This window comes from Prosthecobacter sp., assembly GCF_014879935.1.
Taxonomy (GTDB): Bacteria; Verrucomicrobiota; Verrucomicrobiia; order Verrucomicrobiales; family Verrucomicrobiaceae; genus Prosthecobacter.
Window position 1 is genome coordinate 31,222 of record NZ_JACSRD010000143.1, and the last position, 21,933, is coordinate 53,154.

Annotated in this window: 23 protein-coding genes; 12 read left to right on the plus strand and 11 right to left on the minus strand. The window is 63.3% G+C overall.

Going from position 1 to position 21,933, the window contains the following annotated elements:
* Window positions 1-92 precede the first annotated feature (92 nt).
* Both IAE77_RS13095 and IAE77_RS13100 read right to left on the minus strand, forming a co-directional pair.
* Entirely contained in the window at window positions 93-377 is a 285-nt protein-coding gene (locus tag IAE77_RS13095) for a hypothetical protein (protein ID WP_294227169.1), read from the minus strand.
* Complete coding sequence (locus tag IAE77_RS13100) at window positions 374-541, minus strand: hypothetical protein (RefSeq protein WP_294227171.1); 168 nt, start codon at window positions 539-541, stop codon at window positions 374-376. The genes IAE77_RS13095 and IAE77_RS13100 overlap by 4 nt, the downstream gene beginning before the upstream one ends.
* 158 nt (window positions 542-699) lie before the next feature.
* Between IAE77_RS13100 and IAE77_RS13105 the strand changes: the two genes are divergently transcribed.
* The gene (locus tag IAE77_RS13105) at window positions 700-1,371 is read left to right on the plus strand and encodes a hypothetical protein (RefSeq protein ID WP_294227173.1); all 672 of its coding nucleotides are present in this window, start codon (window positions 700-702) and stop codon (window positions 1,369-1,371) included.
* Window positions 1,372-1,374: 3 nt separating this feature from the next.
* Here the strand turns inward: IAE77_RS13105 and IAE77_RS13110 are convergent, their stop codons facing one another.
* From IAE77_RS13110 to IAE77_RS13135, 6 genes are read right to left on the minus strand one after another with little or no spacing between them, the layout of a single operon-like run.
* A complete protein-coding gene (locus tag IAE77_RS13110) occupies window positions 1,375-1,665 on the minus strand; it encodes a DUF2218 domain-containing protein (protein WP_294227175.1) in 291 nt (96 codons plus the stop codon).
* Window positions 1,662-2,468, minus strand: a complete 807-nt coding sequence (locus IAE77_RS13115) for an ABC transporter ATP-binding protein (RefSeq protein WP_294227176.1) — start codon at window positions 2,466-2,468, stop codon at window positions 1,662-1,664. The genes IAE77_RS13110 and IAE77_RS13115 overlap by 4 nt, the downstream gene beginning before the upstream one ends.
* Window positions 2,465-3,502, minus strand: a complete 1,038-nt coding sequence (locus IAE77_RS13120; protein WP_294227177.1) for an iron ABC transporter permease — start codon at window positions 3,500-3,502, stop codon at window positions 2,465-2,467. The genes IAE77_RS13115 and IAE77_RS13120 overlap by 4 nt, the downstream gene beginning before the upstream one ends.
* The gene (locus tag IAE77_RS13125) at window positions 3,499-4,602 is read right to left on the minus strand and encodes an ABC transporter substrate-binding protein (protein ID WP_294227179.1); all 1,104 of its coding nucleotides are present in this window, start codon (window positions 4,600-4,602) and stop codon (window positions 3,499-3,501) included. Before IAE77_RS13125 ends, IAE77_RS13120 begins: the two co-directional genes overlap by 4 nt.
* Window positions 4,603-4,616: 14 nt before the next feature.
* A complete protein-coding gene (locus IAE77_RS13130; RefSeq protein ID WP_294227181.1) occupies window positions 4,617-6,593 on the minus strand; it encodes a TonB-dependent receptor in 1,977 nt (658 codons plus the stop codon).
* A 59-nt stretch (window positions 6,594-6,652) separates the two neighbouring features.
* A complete protein-coding gene (locus IAE77_RS13135) occupies window positions 6,653-7,672 on the minus strand; it encodes an AraC family transcriptional regulator (protein ID WP_294227183.1) in 1,020 nt (339 codons plus the stop codon).
* Window positions 7,673-7,830: 158 nt separating this feature from the next.
* Between IAE77_RS13135 and IAE77_RS13140 the strand changes: the two genes are divergently transcribed.
* From IAE77_RS13140 to IAE77_RS13185, 10 genes are all read left to right on the plus strand, one after another.
* Window positions 7,831-8,298 (plus strand): flavodoxin domain-containing protein, encoded by a 468-nt coding sequence (locus tag IAE77_RS13140; RefSeq protein WP_294227185.1) that lies wholly within the window; start codon window positions 7,831-7,833, stop codon window positions 8,296-8,298.
* Window positions 8,299-8,328: 30 nt separating this feature from the next.
* Entirely contained in the window at window positions 8,329-9,342 is a 1,014-nt protein-coding gene (locus tag IAE77_RS13145; RefSeq protein ID WP_294227187.1) for a hypothetical protein, read from the plus strand.
* Between the two features lie 38 nt (window positions 9,343-9,380).
* Window positions 9,381-9,548, plus strand: a complete 168-nt coding sequence (locus IAE77_RS13150; protein WP_294227189.1) for a hypothetical protein — start codon at window positions 9,381-9,383, stop codon at window positions 9,546-9,548.
* A 158-nt stretch (window positions 9,549-9,706) separates the two neighbouring features.
* Window positions 9,707-10,399 (plus strand): hypothetical protein, encoded by a 693-nt coding sequence (locus IAE77_RS13155; RefSeq protein ID WP_294227191.1) that lies wholly within the window; start codon window positions 9,707-9,709, stop codon window positions 10,397-10,399.
* Between the two features lie 143 nt (window positions 10,400-10,542).
* Window positions 10,543-11,550 carry a helix-turn-helix transcriptional regulator gene (locus IAE77_RS13160; protein ID WP_294227193.1) on the plus strand — a complete coding sequence of 336 codons (1,008 nt, stop codon included), beginning with the start codon at window positions 10,543-10,545 and terminating at the stop codon, window positions 11,548-11,550.
* A gap of 52 nt (window positions 11,551-11,602) precedes the next feature.
* The gene (locus tag IAE77_RS13165) at window positions 11,603-13,774 is read left to right on the plus strand and encodes a TonB-dependent siderophore receptor (protein ID WP_294227195.1); all 2,172 of its coding nucleotides are present in this window, start codon (window positions 11,603-11,605) and stop codon (window positions 13,772-13,774) included.
* A gap of 104 nt (window positions 13,775-13,878) precedes the next feature.
* Window positions 13,879-14,988, plus strand: a complete 1,110-nt coding sequence (locus IAE77_RS13170) for a PepSY-associated TM helix domain-containing protein (RefSeq protein WP_294227197.1) — start codon at window positions 13,879-13,881, stop codon at window positions 14,986-14,988.
* Window positions 14,985-15,158 (plus strand): hypothetical protein, encoded by a 174-nt coding sequence (locus IAE77_RS13175; protein ID WP_294227198.1) that lies wholly within the window; start codon window positions 14,985-14,987, stop codon window positions 15,156-15,158. The genes IAE77_RS13170 and IAE77_RS13175 overlap by 4 nt, the downstream gene beginning before the upstream one ends.
* Before the next feature lie 90 nt (window positions 15,159-15,248).
* Entirely contained in the window at window positions 15,249-17,456 is a 2,208-nt protein-coding gene (locus IAE77_RS13180; protein ID WP_294227200.1) for a PQQ-binding-like beta-propeller repeat protein, read from the plus strand.
* Between the two features lie 72 nt (window positions 17,457-17,528).
* The gene (locus IAE77_RS13185) at window positions 17,529-18,395 is read left to right on the plus strand and encodes an AraC family transcriptional regulator (RefSeq protein WP_294227202.1); all 867 of its coding nucleotides are present in this window, start codon (window positions 17,529-17,531) and stop codon (window positions 18,393-18,395) included.
* Between the two features lie 10 nt (window positions 18,396-18,405).
* Here the strand turns inward: IAE77_RS13185 and IAE77_RS13190 are convergent, their stop codons facing one another.
* Both IAE77_RS13190 and IAE77_RS13195 read right to left on the minus strand, forming a co-directional pair.
* Window positions 18,406-19,611, minus strand: a complete 1,206-nt coding sequence (locus tag IAE77_RS13190; RefSeq protein WP_294227204.1) for a trypsin-like peptidase domain-containing protein — start codon at window positions 19,609-19,611, stop codon at window positions 18,406-18,408.
* Between the two features lie 68 nt (window positions 19,612-19,679).
* A complete protein-coding gene (locus IAE77_RS13195; RefSeq protein WP_345780980.1) occupies window positions 19,680-20,321 on the minus strand; it encodes a response regulator in 642 nt (213 codons plus the stop codon).
* Here IAE77_RS13195 and IAE77_RS13200 point away from each other — a divergent pair.
* On the plus strand, window positions 20,232-21,119 hold the full coding sequence (locus tag IAE77_RS13200) for a polysaccharide pyruvyl transferase family protein (protein ID WP_294227207.1): 888 nt from the start codon (window positions 20,232-20,234) through the stop codon (window positions 21,117-21,119). The genes IAE77_RS13195 and IAE77_RS13200 overlap by 90 nt on opposite strands.
* Window positions 21,120-21,123: 4 nt before the next feature.
* Here IAE77_RS13200 and IAE77_RS13205 read toward each other — a convergent pair whose 3' ends face one another.
* Window positions 21,124-21,924, minus strand: a complete 801-nt coding sequence (locus tag IAE77_RS13205) for a hypothetical protein (RefSeq protein ID WP_294227209.1) — start codon at window positions 21,922-21,924, stop codon at window positions 21,124-21,126.
* Between the last annotated feature and the right edge of the window lie 9 nt (window positions 21,925-21,933).

Below are 21,933 nucleotides of genomic sequence, written 5' to 3' on the forward strand. Positions count from 1 at the left end.
GTGCTTCGGCTGGAATGACGAAGACTGCCGTTCATTTGCGCCGCCCGCCGTCTGACGTCATGCCACCGCAAAAACTGCGCAAACCAGCGTCATCACCCGGCCGCAGGACAGCGCAGCAGCAGGACGTCGGCCTCGGAACGTGCCACGAGGCGCAGCGGACAGGCGGCAGGCACGCGCAGGCGTTCGCCGCAGCGCAGCATGACTTCCGCACCATCCACAAAAGCTGCGGCGGACCCGTAGGTGACGACGACGGTTGTTTCATCCTGCACACATTCTTCAAAACACGGACAGCGTCGATCCAGACCCAGCAAGTGGGCCTGGACACACTCATTTCGAAAGAGGCAGCGCTGTGCCGCGCTGGTTTGAAGCCGGTTCATGATTGAGCGAAGGCGCGGGTTTCGAGCTTGGCCGCCAGCGCGATTTTTTCCGCATGCGTGCGTGCTTTCATGGTGCGGCGGCGGCATTCCTCAATGCGGCGCAGCAGCGCGGGGCTGAGAGTGGGGCGGAAATTCAGACGTGTGTGGAGATTGGAGTACTGCATGGCGTCTCCACGGATGTCATTGAGCCGGCTTCATGCTTTGCATGGTTTGCCGGGGACTGTTGATGATTTGAGCACCGTGTGAGGACTCAGCATTTCACCGCCAGTTTTCATCATTTCATCCCAAGCGCCGCGTTCACCATCGACGAAAGAAGTGTGTCATGAGACTCACCTCCTTCTCCCTCGTCCTCGCTTCCTTCATTATGATCATGCCGAACTCGGCTCTCGCTCACTCGGTCTGGATCGAGCCAACGAAGGAAGGCGCTTTGGCCGTCTATTTTGGCGAATGGGGCCACGAGGTGGAGAAGTCCCCCGGCCATCTCGATTCGCTCACCACCACGACGGCATGGAGCACGGCGGGCGGTGAAAAGCCGCAGCAACTCGTCGTCACGAAAAAAGACGACCGCTTTGACCTTGGTGGCGTGAAGCCCGCGCAGGTCGTGCAGGTGGAGACGGGCTTCGGCGTCATGAAATCCGGCGACAAGCCCGCCCGCCGCCCGATTTTTTACGCCCGCTGGCAGCCTGCGGGCGCTTGGGAGGCACAGCCGGCCCTCACGCTCGATCTCGTGCCTGCGGGCAAGCCTGGCGAGGTGCGCGTGTTGTTTCGCGGCAAACCCGTGCCGGAGGTGAAGCTCACGCATTGGTCGCCGAAAGCCTCCACGGACCTCGTTTCGGACAAAGACGGCCTCGTGAAGCTGCCGGAGGCGGTTCCGGGCCTGCACATGCTCACGCTGGCTCGCTCTTCGGAGGAGGTGCCGGGCTTTTTCCAAGGCAGCGCCTACGACATCGCCAGTCACAGCGTCTCGCTGACCTGGGTGGTGGAGAAGAAGTGAGCGTCACGCGGCGGCGGGCTGCCAGACCATGCTGAAGCCTTCCTTCTTGCTGAAGCGCACGAGATGATCGTCCACGATGTGGCGCATGCGTTCGACGGCCTGAGGCTCCTCGTGGGCGCAGGTGATGCGCAGCGTGGTTTCATCGGCGTGCATCTCGCAGGCGCCGGGCTTGAAATCGACCACGCCGCGTGTGGCGGTCCATTCGGAGGGTACTTTGCGGCTGAAGTGGCGGCAGAGCATTTCGAGATAGCGGCTGGCGAGCGGGGTTTGGATGCGGGTTTCGATGCGGGTCATGCGGCGGGAGGTGTGGTGTCTGTCTGCAAAGGGTGATCGATGAGCAGCACGGGATGTCCGAGGCTGCAGCGCTCCACGCGGGCCTCGATGTGCCAGGCGCGGCGCAGGATTTCAGGCGTGATGACCTCCGCCGTGGGTCCGCAGGCCAGCAGGCTGCCTTCGGCGAGGATCAGGGCGAGGTCGCAATGCCGCAGCGCGAGATTCAGATCGTGCAGGGCGACTATGGCGATGGTTTCGTGCTCGCGGGTGCTCCGGCGCAGGCTGGCGAGCAGTTCCATCTGCCAGCGCAGGTCGAGCGCACTGGTGGGTTCGTCGAGCAGCAGCAGCTCCGGCCTGCGCACGAAAATCTGCGCCAGACCGACGAGCTGGCGCTTGCCGCCGGAGAGCTCCGCGACGGGACGCAGCGCGAGTTCTTGGAGTCCCAGACCACACAGCACGCTGGCGATGCGTTTTTCCAATTCTTCGTCGTGGGCGAGGCCTGCGGCACGCGCTGATCCCAGGATCAATTCATACGCGAGGAGCGAACTCGGCTGCGGCAGCACCTGCGGCAGGTAGCCGATGCGGCGCAGACGTTCGTGGGAAGGGAGCTGGCTCAATTCGCGGTCGTGCAGACGGATGCGGGCCTGCGCGGGAATCAGTCCGGCCACGGCTTTCAAGAGCGTGGGTTTTCCCGCCGCATTGGCTCCGAGAACGGCCACGAGGCTGCCGGGCGCGATGGGCGGCATGTCGATGTTTTCCAACACACGACGTGCGCCATAACCGGCGTGCAATGCGGTGATGCGCAGCCCTTTCTCCAGGCTCATGAGCGCCTCCTTTGCATGAAGAGCAGCGTCACGAGCAGCGGGATGCCGGCCAGGGCGGTGACGATGCCGATGGGCAGCACCGCGCCGGGCACGAGCGCCTTGCTGGCGATAGCGGCGAGCGAAAGCACCAGTGCGCCCGCAGCCGCGCTGCCCGGCAGGTAGAAGCGATGATCCTCGCCAAACACGAGCCGCGCCAGATGCGGCCCCACGAGCCCGATGAAGGCGATGGCACCCGCGAACGACACCGCCAGCGCCGCGAGCAGGCTGGCGCGCACGAGGCAGACGAGCCGCAGCCGCTCCGTGGGGATGCCGAGGCTGGCGGCGTGTTCTTCCCCAGCACGCATCGCGGTCAGACGCCATGCGTCACGCAGAATCCACGGCAGCAGCAGCGCCAGAGCGGCGGCGAGGATGCCGTTTTTGATCCAGGAGGCACGGGTGACGCTGCCCATCGTCCAAAACACCACCTGCTGCAGCGCATCGGCGGCGGCGAGATATTGCAGCAGGGCCACCAGCGCGTTGCAGAGAAAAAACAGCGCGATGCCGAAGAGCACCACCATCTCCGGCCGGGCACCGAACAGCCGGGCGAGCACGAGGATGAGCCACGCCGCCGCCAGCGTGCATGCAAACGACAGCAACGGGATCATCACATGCTGGCCTGGGCCGCCGGCATGCCATCCGCCGATGATGGCGAGCGCCGCGCCGACGGTGGCGGCGGCGGTGAGGCCGAGCGAGCAGGGGCTGGCCAGCGGATTGTTCAGGACGGTCTGAAGCTGCGCTCCGGAGAGCCCCAGCGCCGCGCCCACGAGCACGGCCAGCAGCGCCTGCGGCAGCCGGATGTCCCACAGGATGACTTTTTGCGCCGCCGTGAGCGATTCGCGGTCAAACAGGCCGCGCAGCACATCCTGCCAGGCAAAGGCGGAAGGTCCCCATCCCACATCCAGCATCAAGGCGGCCACCACGGCGGCCAGAGCGGCCAGCAACAAGACAAAACGGCGCTTCACGATGCCGCGATAGCCATCCCCTGAAGCGGTCATGGCGTGAGCGAAATCCAGAACACACCGGCCTGCGGCAGTTTTTGAAAACGCGTGTGCAGCGTCTTGAGGGTCTCCTCCGGCCGCAGATCGGCGAACAGCTCCGGATGCAGCCATTTGGCGAAGACCTGCACGGCGACGACGTTGAGCGGCGAGTTGTAGTAATGATGCCAGATGGCATGCGCACGGCCGTTCTTCACCGCCGTGAGCTGGTCGATGCCGGTGCGCGTGAGGGCGTGACGGAGCGATTCACGCGCGGTGTTTTCATCCGCCTCCGCGCCGAGATGAATGCGCATCGTCTGGCCTGCGGCGGTCGCTTTGGAGCCGATGGCGGTGCCGATGTAGATTTCCGGCTGCACGGCGAGGAGGTGCTCCAGGCTCAGCGTGCCGAACTCGCCCGGGATGAGGGCGTTGGCGATGTTGTCGCCGCCTGCGAAGTCGATGAAGCGGCCCATCATGCCATGAGCCATGGTGCCGCAGCAGTCATCGCTCAAGCCGACGCGGTTTTCGATGAAGACGGCGGGTTTGTGTTTCACGTCCTTCAGGCGCGAGGCCACGCGTTCCAGCTCCGTCTCGTAAAAGCGGACAAACTCGTCCGCCTCGGCCTCGCGGCCAAAAATCTGCCCGAGGAGCCGCATGCTCTTCGGCGTGTTCACCAGCGGATCACTGCGGAAGTCGATGAAGACGACCTTCACGCCCGCGGCGGTGAGTTTTTCGACCGTTTCCTTCGAATGCGCGGCCGGCCCGTGCCCGCCGAGGCCGAAGACGGCCACCTCCGGCTGCAAAGCGACCATGCTTTCCACGCTGACCGTGTCCTCGGTGATGCGGCCAAAGGTCGGCACCTTCGCCACCGCTGGAAAGGCGGTGACAAAGTGCCGGTAACCAGCCGGATCAACCAACGGAAAGTCTCCGAGCATCCCGGCGATCTTCGCCGCCGGGTCATCGCGCTCCAGCAGCGCGATGGCGGATAAAAAGCGCCCCTCGCCCAGCAGCACGCGCGTGGCGGGCTTTTCGATCTCGACGACGCGGCCCGTGACATCGGTCAGCGAGGCTGAGCGGACGGTGAGTGCCAGCGAGAGCAGAAGAAGGCAGGTGAGGCGCATGAGGGGAGGTGATTTTAGAACTGGTAGGCCACCGCCAGACGCAACCCGAAGCCCTGCGCGGGCAGGCCGGACACACGACCGAGCGTGGCGTTGAAACCGGAGGTGGTTTGATCGACGTAGAAGCGGTCGAACAGGTTGGTGATGGCGAGTTGGAGAGTGAGTTCCTTTGATTTGAGCGGCTTCCAGTTCGCGTAGAGGTTGCTCACGCAGTAGGGAGACTTGCCGGGAATGCCGGCAGGCACGGCGTCAAAGCCCTCGACATACAGCAACTCGTAGCCGCAGGTCAGACGCCAGGGCTGGTGCGTGTAGTCCACGCTGGCACGCCAGGCGCGGCCCGTGGCGGTGCCGAAGCCGAAGTCCACGTCCGAAAGCGCCGCACCGTTGAAGCGCGGAAAGGACTGCGAGACGCTGAAGCGCGCCTCGAGGCCGTCATGACGCGCTCCGACTTCCGCAAAGTAGCCCCAGCTTTCGAGGCGCCCGCCGTTGCCACGCGTGGCGCCGCTGGTGACGATGGCATTGTCGATGGCCTGATGGAACACGGAGCCGGTGCCAAAGAAAGTGCCGTCATCGTAGCGGAAGCCGCCGTCCACATTGTGCGCGGTCTCTCCGCTGGTGCCGGGGCGGTTGGTGGTGCCGCCTTCAGAGCGGGTGATGGAGTCGATCGGCGTGACACCGCGGAAGGACTGCGCGTAACGCGCATAGAGCGCCAGAGGCCGCGTGACCTGCCAGGTGACGCCCACGTTCGGACTGAAACCGCTGTCGCCAAATTTCTGGCCGAGGAAATCGGTGAACTCGTAGTTGTCGTAACGCAGGCCGAAGGAGATCGTCAGCGGGTCGAGCACCTGCCATTCATCCTGGAAGTAGAGGCCGAGGATGCCGAGAACCTCGTCCGGAGCGGTGGTGTAGGTGATCGGCAGGGCAAAGCCGACGCTGCGGCCCTTGCCGGTGAACTCGGTGAAGTCACGGCGGTAGTCCATGCCGTAAGTCACGGCGTGGCGGCCGAGCGTGGAGGTGTTCCGCAGGTCGAAGCCCAGGCTTTCGACGCCGAGCTCGTACTGCGTCTCGCGGTCGATGCGGTAGTTCGAATAAAAGAGCGTGGCCTTGAGGTCCACGAGCTGGCTGTCGGGATCGAGCTCATACTTGAGCGTGGCGGTGTCCCGCAGCGAATTGTTTGCCACGGGGATGTTCGAGGCGCGCGGATGGGCGAAGAAGCCGGAAAAGTTCGGCCGGTGGAAGTACACGGCGTCGTCCTCCGCCCGCTCGTAGGTGAGGGTGACCTTCTGCTCGTCGGTGAGCTGCCCGTCCACGCGGAGGAAGCCGGTGCGCTGCGTGTGCGCGGTGAGCGGCACGGTGTTGCCGTTGCCGTCTTTGTAGTCGCCCACGTCGAAGTAGGTGAAGGCGGCGAGGGCGCTCCAGTTCTCGGAGATGCGGCCGTAGAGCGCGGCGGTCTGCTGGAAGCCGTCGCCATTGCTGTGGTAGCCGCTTTTGAGGAACATGCCGAAATCCTGGCCTTCCTTGAGGAAGTCTGACGCGCCCTTGTGCTCCAGGCGGATGCTGCCGGCCAGCGTGCCGGGGCCGTTGGTGGCCGCGCCGGGGCCGGCGCTGACGGTGACCTGCTGCATCAGCTCCGGCACGATGATGAACTGGCTCTGATGATGCGTCAGGTAGCCGGCCTGCGTAGCGCCGTCGATGGAGACATTGAGCAGCTTGTCCTCAAAGCCACGCACATAGATTTTCTGCGCCGCCGGGATGCCGCCGCCGACGAGCACCTGCGGGTTTCCAGCAAAGAGATCGTCCAGATCCATCGCCAGCGTGTTTTGAATCTGCTCTGCCTTGATGGTGATCTGCGTGGGCGGAGCCTCTTTCTCGGCCTCGACGATGACCTCGTCGAGCTTCTTTGGCTCCTCGGTCTTTTTGACCTGCTGCGCCAAGGCGGCGTTGGCGGTGAGGCACAGCAGCAGCGCGGCCATGCGGGCGGTGGAAGGCTTCATGGAGCCTGTCCTGGCTCGGGAGAGAGTTTGGATTTTCATGGGCGGCCAGCATCCGCTTTTCAGGCGGGCGGATTCCACCCCGCCACGGCATGATTCCGCCCGCCGGCGGTCAATTGCAGCTTTTTCGGGTTCTGTCCGAACTGCTGGCGGAAGGCGGCGGCAAAGTGGCTCGGATTGGAGTAGCCGACGCTCAGCGCGGCCTCCATGACGGAGGCCGCGCCGGACTCCAGCAGAGTGCGCGCATGTTCCATGCGCCGTGTTTTCAGATAGCCAAAGGCCGTGGTGCCGAAAATCTGCTGAAAGCCCCGCTTGAGCTTGCTCTCGCAGAGGCCGGCCGCCTGCGCCAGCTCTGCCAGCGAAGGAGGCTGTTCCATGCGGCGCACCAGCAGGTCGGCGGCAAAGCGGATTTTTTCCTCATCAGCGCGCAGCAGCCGTGCCTGGCAGCGGCGGCAGTCGTCATCACCGGACAAGGCCTGCACCATCTCCAGCAGCAGGTCTGCGAACCGTGCCTCCAGCATCAGACCCCGCGCCGGTCCCTGAAAAGGGCACAGGCGCACCTGCTCCACCGCGTTGCGCGCCGCGAGGCTCAGCGGCAGCGTGATGTCCGGCCGCCCCTCACCCCGCGCCAGACGCATTAGCCGTGCCACGCCTGCGGAGCGGTCTTCCGCGAAATACTCCAGCAGTCGGTCCTGCCGCAGCGCCACGGTGAGATGGGTGGAGCGCTCGCTGCGCAGGGCGCAATGCATTTGCAGCGAGGGGCCGTGGATGAGGCTCATCTGCCCACCGGTGCGGCCAAAATCCTGCGTCTGGCCGAGATGCCGCTCCCGCCACGCGCCTTCGATGGCAAAGGCCATGAGCACCGCCGGCGGGGCTTCCTCGTCATCCTGCACGCACACGTCCGTGTCGAAGCGCCCGCTGCTCCAGTGCATGGCCGCCCAGGAGCGCGCCTGGTGGAAATGCACCGCGCCCGAGGCCCAGGGGCCGCGCGGCCTGGCCACGGCCTCACGCCCGTCCGGCGTGGAGGCGCAGTCGTAGAGTTCGCCGATTTGGCGGGCGGATATCTGGAAGCGGCTGGGCATGGCACTCTTTCGTAAATGCAGCACGCAGGATGTGCTGCGGTTCTTTTGACACAAACTGGTGGTGAATTGAGCCGCTCCATCACTCGGCGCAAATCACCACCAGTTTACGGCATCCACGCAAAAGCATGGCCCGGCAGCCCATGCCAGGATGGTGTCACATGGCAAAACCTCTTCTGATTCTTTTCGGCACCGTGACGGGCAATGCGGAAATCTGCGCGGAACGCGCAGCGGACGCGGCGCGTGCGCGTGGCTATGATGTCACCATCGAAAGCATGGCCTCCACGGAGCCGGAGGTGCTCACCCAGTTCCCTACCGCGTTGCTCACCACCAGCACCTACGGTGATGGTGACCCGCCGGACGGGACGGAGGCCTTTTACGAGGCCGTGGTGCACTCGAAACGCGTCCTGTTCACCCGCCTGCGCTACAGCGTGCTTGCCCTCGGCGACTCCTGCTACGACCAGTTCTGCAAGTGTGGCAAGGACTACGATGACGCGCTCGAAAGGCTCGGCGGCACCCGCCTCTACCCGCGTGCGGACTGTGACACGGACTATGACGACGGGGCTGACCGCTGGATCGAAGGTGTTTTTGCCGCGCTGGAGGAAGAACGCGCGCTGCTGGCAGCCTGAGGCCTCCCGTATTTGAAACTTTTTAACCACATGGAAAACACCCACAAAACCTCCCGCATCGCCTTCAGTTTTCATCGTGGCGCACTCGACGTGGATCGCATGTCGCCTGCCTGCTGGACTTTCGATGAAGAAACCGGCTGTGCGCATGCGCAGCTCGATGCCCGGTGGGAGCGGCTGCTGCCGGCTCTCGAAAAGATCGGCCTCATGATGGCCTGCGCACCCTCCGGGCCGGTGACGACGGCCACGGCGGTGGGGCGGCTGCGTTTTGCCGCCGTGCCGGATTCGGCCGAATGGGTGTGCCTGGAGACTGGCATTGAACTGTGCCCGGCGAACCTCGGCGGGGTGCTCGCCGCGATGGAGCCGGTGGAAGGCGGGCGGATGACGGCTTCATTGCAATTTTTCGACCGTTCGGGTGAAGGCTGCCTGAAGCTCATGCTCACGAATCACAGTGACGTGGTCGCTTTCGAGGATTTCACGCGCCGTCATGCCATGCCGCGTCACATCGCGCATTTCGGGCCGTCTGGAGCCGCTGCTTCGCTGCTGTTGGCAGGGGAGCCGGACGCCCGCGAGGTGCGCAGCCTTTGGTCCGGGCTGCGCCGCACGCTGCCGACGAGTGCCTTCCCGGGTATGGAGGGTGTCTCGCGGCTGCGTGCGCTCGCGGTGGCGGGTCCGCAGCATGCGTGGCAGGTGCGGGAGAGCGCGGTGCTGCCGCTGGTGCGGGCGATGACGCTGGCGGATGCGCCGCTGGGCGTGGGCGTGCGCAATGAGGCGGTCTTTCTGCCCGTGGGCCTGTGCCCGGGCAACTGGGCGGACTGCTGCTGCGGCACGACCTTTTTTGCCAGTGCCGCGCAGCTCACGCTGCGGCATGAGCTGAACGCCTGCCAGTGCTGGGTGACGCGTTTCGAGCTGCGTGGTTCCGAGGTGCTGAGCCTGGAGATTTACGATGCCACCGGCCGCTTCCGCGCCGGTCTGGGCCTGCGAAATGAGGCGCATCCCATCCAGCGCGAGCAGTGGAACCACTGGCTGCGCGAGGCGGCCTGCTGAGCGCACCGGTTTTCATCCTTTTACCCCATTGATCCACCATGAAGACACCCACCCGCCACAAACCGCTCTCCCGCGAAGCCCGGCTCAATCAAGCACGGCGCATCGCCTCCATGCTCGCCGCCTTGTCCGTGCTCATCGGCCATGAGGTCAGGCCACCCCGCCAGACATCATCCGCCGCGTCCAGTCTCACCGCCCTGTCCTCTTAAATCCCCATGAAAACCAAACCCGTCCGCCGCTCCAAGGCCCAAAACACCGTCCTGCTCACCGAAACGCTCCGCCGTTTCCCTCCCGCTCTCGCGGGGCTGGCTTTTCGTCACCTGCTGCCGCGTTGATCCCTTTCTCTCACTCTCATCTCATATCCCTCATGAACTTTTCCATGCTTTCCTCGCTTCGTTTCGCCCTCGCGGCGCTTTTCATCTTAGCCCTGCCACCAGGACGCCTCTTTGCCCATGCGGTGTGGATCGAGCCGCTGGAGGAAGGTGGTCTGGCGCTGCGTTTCGGAGAATGGGGAGAGGAACCGGAGAAATCGCCGGGCAATCTCGACCTGCTCATCGCTCCACAGGCCGCCGCTGCGACGGATGGCATGGCAAAACCGGTGACGCTCGAAAAGAAAGCGGATCACTACCTGCTCGCAGGACTCATGGCGGAGCAGGCAGCCACGGGGCAGGCGGATTATGAGGTCATGGTGCGTGGTGGCTCGGGCAGAAGGCCGATTTTCACTGCCCGCTGGTGGCCGGCTGCGCGTCCCGCTTTGAAGCCCTCCGGCGCGGCGCTGGACCTGCTCCCGGCTGAAGGCGTGGCAGGACGTGTTTTTGTGAGTTTTCGCGGGAAAGCGGTCCCGGCGGGCACGGAGGTGAAGTTTCATGCGCCGGGCGTGGAGATGCTGAAACTCGTGGTGGACGCCACCGGTCATGTGCAGGTGCCTGAGGTGAAAAACGCCGGTCTCTGCCTGCTGTATCTCGGCCGCTACTCCGAGGAGGCGCCAGGGGAGTTTCAGGGCAAAAAATATGATGTGGCCAGCCACAGTGCCACGCTCTGCTGGAGGGTGGAAAAGTGAGGTGCTTACCCCGGTGTCCCCCGGTGGAGCTTTCTTTGGCCGCGGCGCTTGTTTGACGAGCAAAAATGATCCAGACACGAAATCAGCCCACGCAGGATCGGAATATGGAGTCATCATGAGAAGTTGTCCGTTGTTTCACACCCATGAGCCGCCCAAAGAGCACGAGCCGTATCCGCACCCATGAGCTGGAGGAGGTGTATGCCCTGGTGCCGGGCGGCGGGGTGGACGAGGCGGAGGTGGAGTATGCGCCGCAGCTCAGTTGGTTGCGTGGAAACACCATCGCCCGGCAGATCCGGGAGGGTTTTTATGTGCATTGGGCCTCGGAGGTGTTTGACCGGGAGGTGCGACTCTGCGGGGTGGAGGGGCAGGGCTTTTTTGTCTTCACCTTCGCCCTCGCAGGCATGTGGCAGGATGTGGTGGGTGCCCGGCGGAAGCTCTTTGACCGCCCCGGCGGGACGATGGCGGTGCTGCGCTGCGATCATATCGTGGAGCACCGGGCGCTGCCGACGCCGGGTGCGATGCACCTCACCATCGCCATCGAGCGGGAGCAATTACTCAAATGGTTCGGCGAGGGCGAGTTGGAGCAGCATCCGCGGCTCGGCCGCTTTTTGCGCGGGGAAGGGGACGGCTGCCTGATCCTGCCCCTGACCGCCCGTGCCCGTGAAACCGTGCAGCAGATGCAAAACTGCCCTTTTCGAGGCCTGACGCGTTCCCTGGCGATGGAGGCCCGCTGCATCGACCTTCTCGTCGAGATGATCGAGCAGACGGAAAGGCCGCAGCAGCTGCCGCAGGCCGGAAAAGGCCGTTTTTTGGCCAAAACCGAGCTGGAGCGTATTCACGCGGCGGCGGAGCATCTTGCCGGGTGTCTGAACCAGCCGCCTGCTCTCGAGGAACTGGCCCGGCGCTTCCATTTGAGCGAATCGAAGCTGAAAGCCGGGTTTCATCAGGCCTTCGGCACCACCGCTTTTGGCTACCTGCGCCGCCTGCGCATGCAGGAGGCCCGGCGGCTGCTGGAAACGGGTGCTTCCAGCATTCTGGAGGCCTCCCACCTCGTGGGGATCAGCAATCCGAGCCACTTTGCCGCCCTTTTCAAAGAGCACTTCGGGGTGAATCCGAAGCAGTTCCAGATGAACGCCATTCGGCGAAAATAGACCGTCAGGTGGTGGATTCTCATTTGAGATTGCGTCTCAATCGCGATCTCCTATGAAGCCCCTCCTATCTACCCTCCTCGCCCTTTGCGCGGGTTCTGCCGCCCTTGCGCAGGCTCCCGCCACCCAGCCGCCTGCCTCTGCCACCACGGAAAATCCGCAAAAACTCCCCGAAGTCGTCATCACGGCGGAGAAGGACAAGGGTTACAAGGCGGAATCCCCCTCCTCGGTCACCCGCATGAAGGAGCCAGTCATCGACTCCGCCCGGTCCGTGCAGGTCGTGACGCCGCAATTGATCCAAGACCGTGCGATCGTGAATCCGCAGGACGCCATCCAGACCGTCAGCGGCGTGCAGCGCAGCGCCTATAACACCGGCCATAGCGAGACCTACATCGTTCGCGGTTTCCGCCAGCAGAACTATATCAAGGACGGTTTCCGCGCAGGAAACGTCGCCGGTTCGAATCCCGTCACGATCAATGCAGGTCCGCCAACGGACGTGGCCAATCTCCAGAGCGTGGAGGTGCTCAAAGGACCTGCCGCCGTCGAATTTGGCCGCGGAGAGCCCGGTGGGCTCGTGAACTACGTCACCCGTGACGCGGAGTTCGACAATAACCTGGGCATCCAGCAGATGATTGGCAGCTTCGGATACTACCGCGCTCAAGTGAACACCAACTGGACAGCAGTGCCGGAGGTTCTGGCCATGCGCCTGGATCTCGGTTACGAGCAGGGCGGCAGCTTCATCGACCAAGTGGACGGTGACCGCTCCTTTGTCTCCTCAGCGTTGCGCTGGAACCTCGCCGAGCGCACGACCCTGAGCATCAAAGCCGAGTACAGCCACGACGACCACATCAACACTCCCGGTCTGCCTTATCAAAATCGCGGTGTGTTCGACGGTGTGCCGACCGACCGGTTCATGGGGGAGCGGGATTTCACCCGCATGGGCACCGACAGCTTCCGTTCCCTTGTCAAACTGGAGCACGAATGGAATGACGCGCACAAAACCACGCTTTCGGTGCATGGCGTGGAAACCAGCCAGGAGGGCGGCTACTTCATCCTCTTCAACTTCGGCAGCCCACCCGTGCCCGCCGGCTTCCCCCGCGCCGCAGCGGATTTGCAACTCACGGAGCAGAACTTCACAGTGCGCCTTGATCACCTCTACAAGGCTGAATTCGCCCACGCCATCCAGAACGATCTCCTGGTGTCCCTGGAGTACGACTATCAGCGCAACAACACACACCGCTCCCTCTATTCGCACACCCGGCTCGATCCCCTCAACCCAGCCTACACCGGATTCGCCCCCGGACCGATCTTTGGTGCCTTCCCCCTCGACGAGTTTCTGGACGTCGATGCCGCGTCATGGTCCGCCATGTTCATGAACCGTCTGAACATTCATGAGAAAGTTTTTCTGACCCTGGGAGCGCGAGTCGAATGGTTCCAGGCATCGATGCTCAGCTTCTATAATTCCCCGTTCTTCCCCACGACGAACACCGAATCCGAGCAGCTGAATTTCAACCCTTCCGCCGGCATCGTGGTGAAACCCGCCTCGAATGTTTCCCTCTACGCCAGCTTTGCCCAGAGCACGAACTCCTGGCAGAACGTCAACCGTCGCACCGCCAGTGGCGGAGGCCTTGACCCGGAATCTTCGCGCATGTTTGAAGTTGGCACGAAGGCGGAGTTCTTTGACGGCAGTCTGCTCGCCAGCCTGGCCTTTTTCCAGATCGACAAGACAAACGTCGCTGCTGCTGATCCCGCCAACCCGCTCTTTTCCATCAACGGTGGCAGTGAGCGCAGTCGCGGCTTCGAGTTCGACCTCAATGGTGAGATTGCCAAGGGTTGGAACGTCTCCTTCAACTACGCCTACATCGACACCCGCATTCGCAGCAGCCAGGCCGCCGGTCTGAGCGGCAGCCGCCGCCCCGGTGTGCCGGAAAACAGCGGCGGCATCTTCACCACCTATGAAATCCAGGAAGGCGCGCTCAAGGGCCTCGGTTTCGGCGGCGGCCTGTTCATGAGCGACCGCGTGAACAACTCCCCCGGCAACGCCGGCACGCTGCCCGGCTATGCGCAGACGGACGCGCTGGTTTACTACAAGCTCGGCAAGGCACGCTTCCAACTCAACGTGAAAAACCTCTTCGACAACGACATCTATTTCTCGCAAGGACAGGCCACCATGGTGCAGGCCGCGCCAGGCCGCACCTTCCTTGCCAGCGTGCGCTTTGACTTCTGATGGATTGGTTGGTTCGAGGATCTATCAGGCCGGGGGCGGTCTCATGACCTGCCCCCGGCTTTTATCATCTGAAAACGCCTCCCACGAAACACATCCCCCTTTCCATGACCGCCAATGCCACCCGCCGCTGGACCACGCTGCACCGCTGGAGCAGCCTGTTTTGCACGCTGAACCTCCTCCTGCTCAGCGTCACCGGCCTGCTGCTCATCTTTCATCATGAGATCGAGGACATGCTCGGAACCATGCCCGAAATGCATGCGGAAGGGCAGACGATGCAGCCGGCTGAATCCATCGTGCAAACCGCCTGCGATACGATGCCCGGCTCGCATCCGCTGACCTATTTCGAGGATGAAGACCATCCCGGGCTGGTGTTCGTGAATCTGGCTCCCTCAGGCAGCTTCGACTTCGCGGCAGGCAAGATCGTGGCCGTTGACGGCTTCACCAACACCGTCTCCAAACTGAAGCTGCAGGAGACCTTCAGCTACTTCGTGCTCATGCTGCACGCGAACCTCTTCGCGGGCTTCTTTGGCGAGCTTTACCTCGCGCTCGTCGGCGTGGCGTTCTTCGTCGCGCTGATCAGCGGCACCGTTTTGTATGCTCCCTTCATGCGGAACTTCCTCTTCGGCATGATCCGGCGAGATCGCGGCAGCCGCATCAAGCAGCTCGACCTGCACAACCTCATCGGCATCGCCACGCTGGCCTGGTGCAGTGTGGTGTGCCTCACCGGCATCGTCCTGGAACTCAGCAAGCCGATCCTGATGATCTATCAAAGCATGGATCTGGCCGCGATGACGGCTCCCTTCAAAGACAAGCCGAAGCCGGAGAAAGTCGTGTCGCTCGACCAGGTTCTGGGCGCGGCCAGACAGGCATGGCCGGGCCATCGCGTGTTGTTTGCCGTCTATCCCGGCACCGCCCTCACCGGCGACCACCACTTCACGGTCTTCATGGCCGCCGAGGAGGGCATCGCCAAACGCGTACCGAAGCTCACCCTGGTCGATGCCGCCACGGGTGATCTCACGGTGTCGCAGAACGCTCCGTGGTACATCCAGGCGCTGTTTGTCAGCGGCCCGCTTCATTTCGGCGACTACGCGGGCCTGCCACTGCAGCTCATCTGGGCCGCGTTCACCGTTTTGACCATCATCCTGTGCATCACCGGCCTGTGGCTCTTCATTTTGAAGCTCAAAAACCGCCAGGAAGCCCCCGCCGCGTCATGATTGCCAATCTCCGCCAGTCCACCTGGGCCATCCCAGCTCTCCTCGCCCTCGCCACCCTCACCGGCCTCCTCCTCGCCCTCGTCGCCGAAGGCGTGTGGGACTGGCTCGCGTGGGTGCTGGTGGCGCTGCCGGTGGGCGTGGTTGTGCGGTTCGTTTACATGCGGAAGTGATCCTTGATCATCCGCACATCATTTCACCGCCAGCTTTGCGCAAACCGCCGCAAGCGCGGCCGCGTAGCCGGAGTATCGCAGAAGTCCCCCATGAAAGCTTTTTCCCTTCTTTCCCTGCTGCTGGCCGCGTCCCTGGCCTCCGCGGCATCTGACACGCCGCCTGATCTGCCGCTGCCGGTCGCCAGTTTTGGCGCGGCGGGCACGCCGGATGGCTCGCTGTATTTTTACGGCGGTCACAGCGGCAAGCGCCACAAGTACAACCGCGACGAGGTGCATGGCGATCTCTTCCGCTGGAAACCTGGAGCGGAGCAATGGGAGGCGCTGCTTAAAGACGAGCCCGCACAAGGTGCCTCGCTCGTGGTGGCGAAGGATGGCGTCATCCGCATTGGCGGCATGGCGGCGCGGAATGAAAAGGGCAAGGCGCAGGATCTGTGGTCGAGCGAGACCGCGGCGCTGTATCGCGTGAGTGATGGAAAGTGGCATCCGCTGCCAAAACTGCCGCAGCGACGCTCCAGCCACGACAGCATTGTGTGCGGTGACACGCTTTTCGTGATCGGTGGATGGCGTTTGGAAGGTGACAGCGATGCCGTGTGGCATGAAACCTACCTCACGCTCGATTTGAGCAAGGCGGACGCGGCTTGGGAAAGTCATCCGCAGCCATTCAAGCGTCGTGCGCTCGCGGTGCAGGCCATCGGCGCGAAGGTGTATGCCATCGGCGGCATGACCGATGAAGATGAAACAACCACCGCGGTGTCCGTGCTCGATTCCGCGACGGGAACGTGGAGCGAAGGCCCCAAGCTCCCCGCGGACAAAATTGGCGGCTTTGGGTTCGCTGCTGTGGCGCATGAAGGTCGGCTTTTCGCGAGCGGTGTGAGTGGCGAGCTGCTGGAGCTGCGCGGTGAGGCCTGGGTGAGCGTCGCAAAGCTGGCGCATCCGCGTTACTTCCATCGCTTGCTGAGTGGCGGAGCCGGAAAAATCATCGCCATCGGTGGTGAGAGCCGTGAAGGCCAAAAAGCGCCGCCGGAGGTCATTTCATTGCCGGCGAAAGATTCGGCTCCGTTGCTCGAAGAAGCCAAAAAGTCCGCCAGCACGCGAAAAGCCAATCCTGCGCCGGTTTTCACCACGACGACGAAAAAGACCGAGAGCGACTGGCCGCGCTATCAAGGCGCTCGCGGCGATGGAACAACGCCGGAGGCCGGTTGGAACACGAAATGGCCCGCCGATGGTCCGCCCGTGCTATGGAAGGCGGAGCTGGGCAAAGGTCTCGCGAGCTTCGCGGTGGTCGGTGATCGCGTTTTCACGAGTGGAAACGACAGCGCGGATCACGACACGGTCTTCTGCCTCGATCTCGAAACAGGCAAGCCGCTGTGGAAGCACTCCTTTGGAGTGCCGACCAAGGCGCACGAAATGAGCATCGTGCCCTACGGCCCCGCGACGACGCCGACGGTGGCTGATGGACGCGTTTACATCATCAGCCGCGAGGGCGATCTGCTCTGTCTCAATGCGCAAAACGGCGCGGTGAAGTGGCAGAAGAGCTTTTTGAAGGACTTCGGCGGCAAGCGGCCGGTGTATGGATGGTCCACGAGTCCCGCGTTGCATGACGGCCGGCTCTATCTCGATGTCGGCGGCGTGGAAGGCTCAAACGTCTGCCTCGATGCCGTCACGGGCGAAACGATCTGGCAGACTGGCAGCGGCGAGGCCGGTTACGCGACACCGTTTGTGTCCGGCAAGCTGCTCGTGCTCTTCAAAGGCGAAGCACTCGAGCTGCGTGCCATCGCCGATGGCAAACTGCTCGCCCGCCACGCCACGGAGACGCGTGATTTTTGCAACTGCGCCACGCCGGTGCGTCATGACGATCTGTTTTTCATCTCGCACACCGGCACGATGGGCAGCCGCGTGCTCGCGTGGGATGAAACGGCCCTCACCGAGCTGTGGAGCGAGCGTGAGGTGGGCCTGCTTTTCCAAAGCGGCGTGCCGGTGCAGGGCCACCTCCTTGCATTCAACGATGCGAAACGCGGGGTGAACGACCTGCGTCTCATCGACCTCGCCACCGGCCTCTCTCGTTGGCAGACCGCCGAGATCGACAAAGGCAGCGCGATGGTCTGTGATGACGGTCACACGCTCATTTTGACGAGCAAAGGCGAGCTCGTGCTCGCGAAGCTCCTCGCGGACAAAATCGACATCCTCAGCCGTGTTCAGGTGCTGGGCGGGAAAAGCTACGTGCAACCCGTTTTGGCCCACGGCCGCATTTTGTGCCGCAACAACGACGGCAGCGTGGTGTGCCTGGATGTGCGGTGAGGCCTCGGAGCGAAGGCGAATTGGCTTCACCCTTTTTTTGCACCCAAATTGAGACTGAGTATCAACTAAACAATGCCCGCCGACATCATCCCGCCGCCTCAACGACTCTGGCACACCGCGCCAGACCGCGTCGAGAGTGACTGGTCCGGCGCGGTGCTGCCGGAGGCCCTCGTGGCGCATCTCAATCTCCGCGGCGAGGCCGAGCTGCACTGGCAGGATGGCACGCAGACGCTTATCCCGCCGCGCACGATTTGCTGGCTGCGGGCCGGCGAGCATGAGCTGCGTCTCGCCCGACGCCTCGCCTCGCGGGAGCGTCACGAGTGCCTCACGCTCGTCTTTCCCGATGCCTGGCTGCGGCAGACGCTCGGCGGGCTCGACAGCGAACTGAACGAGTCCTTTCGACCGCTGGTGAAGGGGCTCGATCGTGCCCTGCTGCGCCTGCCTTTGACCGAGGAAGACGAAGGCTGGGCACGCGGACCGATGCAGCCGCAGCTCTGCGTGCAGGCACGGCAGCTCCTCGAAACCGCACGACTCACCGAGTATCTCATCCACGCGCTGTTTCGTCCGGCGAACGAGGCCGATACCGCTGTCAGCCGCACGCTGCGCACCTCGCAGGAACGTGTGCGAAAGGTGAAGGAAGCGCTGCTGGAGCAGCTCGATGCACCACCGAGCCTAGACGAGCTCGCGGTCATCGCCGGCTGTGCCGCCAGCCATCTCAGCCGCACCTTCACACAGGTCGAGGGCCTCACCTTGTCGAACTGGCTGCGCCGTGCCCGCATCGAAAAAGCCGCCTCACTCATCGCCACCGGCCGCTGCAACGTCTCCGAAGCCGCGCTCGAAGTCGGCTACCAAAGCTTCTCCCATTTCAGCCGCGCCTTCGCCGAGGAAAAAGGCGTCCCGCCGAGCCAGTGGGTGCGGCGGCTTAACGAGGGCCATTGACTTTCACCCCTCACAAGCCGGCGCTTTCAGGCAGTTCACCGAGACGTGCGATGATATCGCCCAGCCTGCGGTTGCGGATGACCTCGAGCTTCACCTCACTGCCGGGAGGCTGCATGCGGATGATGTCCAGCAGGTCACGGGGGGAGCGGAAGGCCATGCCCTGAAACCTGGTCACCACGTCCCCGGGTTTCAAACCGGCCTCCGCCGCCGGTGAATCGGGACTGATGTCGGTGATGAGTGCTCCGCGTCTCGCGGTACCCCACACCGGGTCGATGTCCACCGGCTCGCTGCTGACCTCCAGTCCGAGGAAACCGCGTCCCGATTTTTTCGTGCCTGCGGTCTTGGCGGCCGTGTCCTTGATCTCCTTCAACACTTCGTCCACCACCATTTTCGCGCTGTTCGAAGGCACCGCCAGCCCCACGCCCTGCCAGGCCTGCACCTTGATGTCGCCACGGAAGATCGCCACGTTCACACCGATGATCTCCCCCTTGATGTTCACCAGCGGGCCGCCGGAGTTTCCTGGATTGATGACCGTGTCCGTCTGGAGGTAATCCATCTGGCTGTCGCTGAGATGCCGGTCGCGTGCGCTGATGATGCCCTGCGTGACCGTGCCGCTCAAACCGAACGGATTTCCCACGGCAAACACGATCTGCCCCACACGCGCCTCGTCGGAGTTCGCGAACTTCAGCGGCGGGAAATCCTTGCGATTGCCCTCGATCTTCAGCAGGGCGATGTCGCGGCCCGGATTGGCACCCAGGAATCTGACGGGATACTTTTTGTTGTCGTTGGTGATGATCTCCACCTCCGCCACACCGTCGATGACGTGAAAATTCGTGAGGATGTGCCCCTCCTTGCTGATGATTGCTCCCGATCCGAGCCCGGGAACCAGTTGTGCCCTCTGGCCGACCAGGCCGCGCAGCGGATCCCAGCCGACGCGTCCTGGCTGGAGCGTTTTGGTGCTGACCGTGACCACCGAGGGCAGCACGGCGGCGGAAAGGGTCGCAAATTCGTCATTCAGCCGGCTGAGGACCGACATGTCCGCGAGATCGAGCTTGGGTTTCGCAGCCGGCGTGAATGCGGCAGGCGCACCGGGTTTGTCCCCGCGCAGCAGATTCTTCACCCCATACTGCTTGTCGTCCTTGCGCCAGAACCCGAACAAGACCGCGGCGACGGCGAAGATGAAGAAGGCAAACAGCAGACGGCGGAGGTTTTCCATGGGAAAAAATGCGCCAGCGTGGTGGAACTTCCAAGATCAAACTTCAGCTCCCGCCTCGATCCCGCGCTTCAAGCGGCCTTTTGCGGGCAGATGATCACGAGTTTCTGGCGCGGCGCTGGCGGCTCCGCCGGCTCGCTCAACGCCCGGTCCAGCGCGGTGGTGATCTCTTCCGGCTGGAAGGGCTTCGTCACGTAATCGCAGGCACCACGACGGATCGCCGTCACGATGTCCCGCGTCTCCGAACAGGCTGAAACCATCACGAACCGTGTGGAAGGTGAGGCTTCACGAGCATCGCGGATGACATCCAGGCCGTCCACATCACCCAGGCGGCGGTCCATCAGCACCACCTCGGGCGTCAGTTCCCGGATCGCCGCCAGTCCCGCCCGTCCGTTGTCAAAAGCCATCACCTCATGCCCTTCAGACCGGCAGAGCGTGGACAAGAGCTTCAAGACCGGCTGATGATCTTCAATAACGATGAGATTTGCCATAATGAGTCCATTTTTACCACTTCCCGCCCCGCACGGCAAGGCGGCGTGTAAGAAACTTGTAATTCGCCCGCTCTGCCATTCGGTGCCGCCCCGCATGAACCGCCTTCTCGTGAACTTTCCCCCTTCCCCGCCATGAAAATCGCCTTCGTGGGAGCTTCGGGGTATGGGAATGTCGGAGACGACACCTACCCGCTTGTCTTCGCCCAGGAGCTGCCAGGGCATGAGCTGGTGGTTTACAACTCCGACCTGCCCAAGGCACTGCCGGAGGACGTGGGGCTGCTGGTGCTCGGTGGCGGAGGCATCCTCTACAACAATCCAAAGGAGGGCCCGCAGGACGCGGAGTCGTCGCACTTCCGCTGCATGAAGTTCTACATGGATGCCGCCATCGCGAGGGGCATCCCGTGGGGCGTTCTTTCCTGCGGATTCCAGTTCCAGATCCATCGGGAAGGCGAATATGCGACCTCACTGAAGCCGTGGGTGCCCTACCTGCAAAAGGCGGCCTTCATCACGCTGCGTTCGCCAAACTGCGTGCGGCTCGCGCAGGAGATCAGCGGCCGGGATGACGCGCAGTTCTTCCCGGACGCCGCTTATCTCTATCGACCGGTGATTGAACCGCCGCCAGAGCCGCCCGAGTTCATCACGCTGGTGCCGGCGGGGCTGGTGAACGCGCGAAATGCGCTGCTGAACCACCAGATGCGCCAGTTTGCCGCCAGCCGCACGCCGGTGCGCTGGCTGGGCATGGGTGCACCGGTGGATGACGACAAACTGCTCGCGGAAGCGGCGGAACGTTTTCCGCAGACTCAGATCATCGCCCGTCCGGGACCTCAAACCGCGTTCGCCACCATCGCCTCATCACGTTTCGTCATCTCAGGCCGCTATCACGGCATGATCTTCGCCCGCATTCATCGCGTGCCGTTCATCACGCCCGTCGATTCGCCCTACAAGATCCGCATGGAGGATCTGGACGCGGACATCTCCGCTGCCGCCGGTCATTTTGAGGTGTTGCGGCGTTTCCTTTGATGAATCACCAGCGACGAAGGAACGCCTCCAACTCGCCCATGTCAGTGTCGGCAAACTCGCGTGCGAAGGTGCTGTCGCGATCCAAACCGAAGGCGTAGCCGGTTTTGCGTGCGGCCTCGATGAACTTTGGCGGATAGCACACGGCCAGCGGCTTGTTTTCAAACCACGCCGCCTGCTGCAGACTGGACCAGCTGCTGATGCAGGCGCGGCTGGACTTGATGAGGTTCAGCGTGGCCGGAACGCTCAGGTTGTCGAGCACGGTGACGTTACCGCCGGCGAAGGCCTGCGCGTCCTCGCGATCATGCTGCGCTTTTCCGCGTTCGGAGCGGGGATAGCTGCGGGTGAGGAGGTAAACCGGCCAGGGCAGCGTTCGCAGGAGCGCGACGATGCGTTCGATCAACGATGAAGGGAACGAGCGCAGCGATGAAACGCCCGCGAAAGGCTGGAAGACGATGTGGTCCTGTGAATCGACCTCGTCCGGCGCGTCAAACACAGGCACGTGGCCTTCGGCGGAGCCACGGATGAGATCCTCGTATTTCACCCCGGCAAATTCACACAGCGCCCGGCTGATGTCCGCACCACGCAGCCCGGCGTCGAGGAACTCGGCGTATTTGTGCCCCAGATCGTAGAGGATGAAGTTCTTCGCGTTGCGATGGTGGCGGAAGATTTCGATCGTGTAGGGATTGTGCGAGGCCACGATCACCGGCAGCGGCGATGTTGTTTCGCTCAGAACCCGATAGCTGGCGTTCAGGTAGCAGGTGCGGATCACATCTCCGAGTCCGGCGGCGAATAGAGCGACTGACATGTGCCAGCA

Coding starts and splice junctions, on each gene's coding strand:
- IAE77_RS13095 (WP_294227169.1), bottom strand. CDS start 377: ATGAACCGGCTTCAAACCAGCGCGGCACAGCGCTGCCTCTTTCGAAAT.
- IAE77_RS13100 (WP_294227171.1), bottom strand. CDS start 541: ATGCAGTACTCCAATCTCCACACACGTCTGAATTTCCGCCCCACTCTC.
- IAE77_RS13105 (WP_294227173.1), top strand. CDS start 700: ATGAGACTCACCTCCTTCTCCCTCGTCCTCGCTTCCTTCATTATGATC.
- IAE77_RS13110 (WP_294227175.1), bottom strand. CDS start 1,665: ATGACCCGCATCGAAACCCGCATCCAAACCCCGCTCGCCAGCCGCTAT.
- IAE77_RS13115 (WP_294227176.1), bottom strand. CDS start 2,468: ATGAGCCTGGAGAAAGGGCTGCGCATCACCGCATTGCACGCCGGTTAT.
- IAE77_RS13120 (WP_294227177.1), bottom strand. CDS start 3,502: ATGACCGCTTCAGGGGATGGCTATCGCGGCATCGTGAAGCGCCGTTTT.
- IAE77_RS13125 (WP_294227179.1), bottom strand. CDS start 4,602: ATGCGCCTCACCTGCCTTCTTCTGCTCTCGCTGGCACTCACCGTCCGC.
- IAE77_RS13130 (WP_294227181.1), bottom strand. CDS start 6,593: ATGAAGCCTTCCACCGCCCGCATGGCCGCGCTGCTGCTGTGCCTCACC.
- IAE77_RS13135 (WP_294227183.1), bottom strand. CDS start 7,672: ATGCCCAGCCGCTTCCAGATATCCGCCCGCCAAATCGGCGAACTCTAC.
- IAE77_RS13140 (WP_294227185.1), top strand. CDS start 7,831: ATGGCAAAACCTCTTCTGATTCTTTTCGGCACCGTGACGGGCAATGCG.
- IAE77_RS13145 (WP_294227187.1), top strand. CDS start 8,329: ATGGAAAACACCCACAAAACCTCCCGCATCGCCTTCAGTTTTCATCGT.
- IAE77_RS13150 (WP_294227189.1), top strand. CDS start 9,381: ATGAAGACACCCACCCGCCACAAACCGCTCTCCCGCGAAGCCCGGCTC.
- IAE77_RS13155 (WP_294227191.1), top strand. CDS start 9,707: ATGAACTTTTCCATGCTTTCCTCGCTTCGTTTCGCCCTCGCGGCGCTT.
- IAE77_RS13160 (WP_294227193.1), top strand. CDS start 10,543: ATGAGCCGCCCAAAGAGCACGAGCCGTATCCGCACCCATGAGCTGGAG.
- IAE77_RS13165 (WP_294227195.1), top strand. CDS start 11,603: ATGAAGCCCCTCCTATCTACCCTCCTCGCCCTTTGCGCGGGTTCTGCC.
- IAE77_RS13170 (WP_294227197.1), top strand. CDS start 13,879: ATGACCGCCAATGCCACCCGCCGCTGGACCACGCTGCACCGCTGGAGC.
- IAE77_RS13175 (WP_294227198.1), top strand. CDS start 14,985: ATGATTGCCAATCTCCGCCAGTCCACCTGGGCCATCCCAGCTCTCCTC.
- IAE77_RS13180 (WP_294227200.1), top strand. CDS start 15,249: ATGAAAGCTTTTTCCCTTCTTTCCCTGCTGCTGGCCGCGTCCCTGGCC.
- IAE77_RS13185 (WP_294227202.1), top strand. CDS start 17,529: ATGCCCGCCGACATCATCCCGCCGCCTCAACGACTCTGGCACACCGCG.
- IAE77_RS13190 (WP_294227204.1), bottom strand. CDS start 19,611: ATGGAAAACCTCCGCCGTCTGCTGTTTGCCTTCTTCATCTTCGCCGTC.
- IAE77_RS13200 (WP_294227207.1), top strand. CDS start 20,232: ATGAAAATCGCCTTCGTGGGAGCTTCGGGGTATGGGAATGTCGGAGAC.
- IAE77_RS13195 (WP_345780980.1), bottom strand. CDS start 20,321: ATGCCCTGGCAGCTCCTGGGCGAAGACAAGCGGGTAGGTGTCGTCTCC.
- IAE77_RS13205 (WP_294227209.1), bottom strand. CDS start 21,924: ATGTCAGTCGCTCTATTCGCCGCCGGACTCGGAGATGTGATCCGCACC.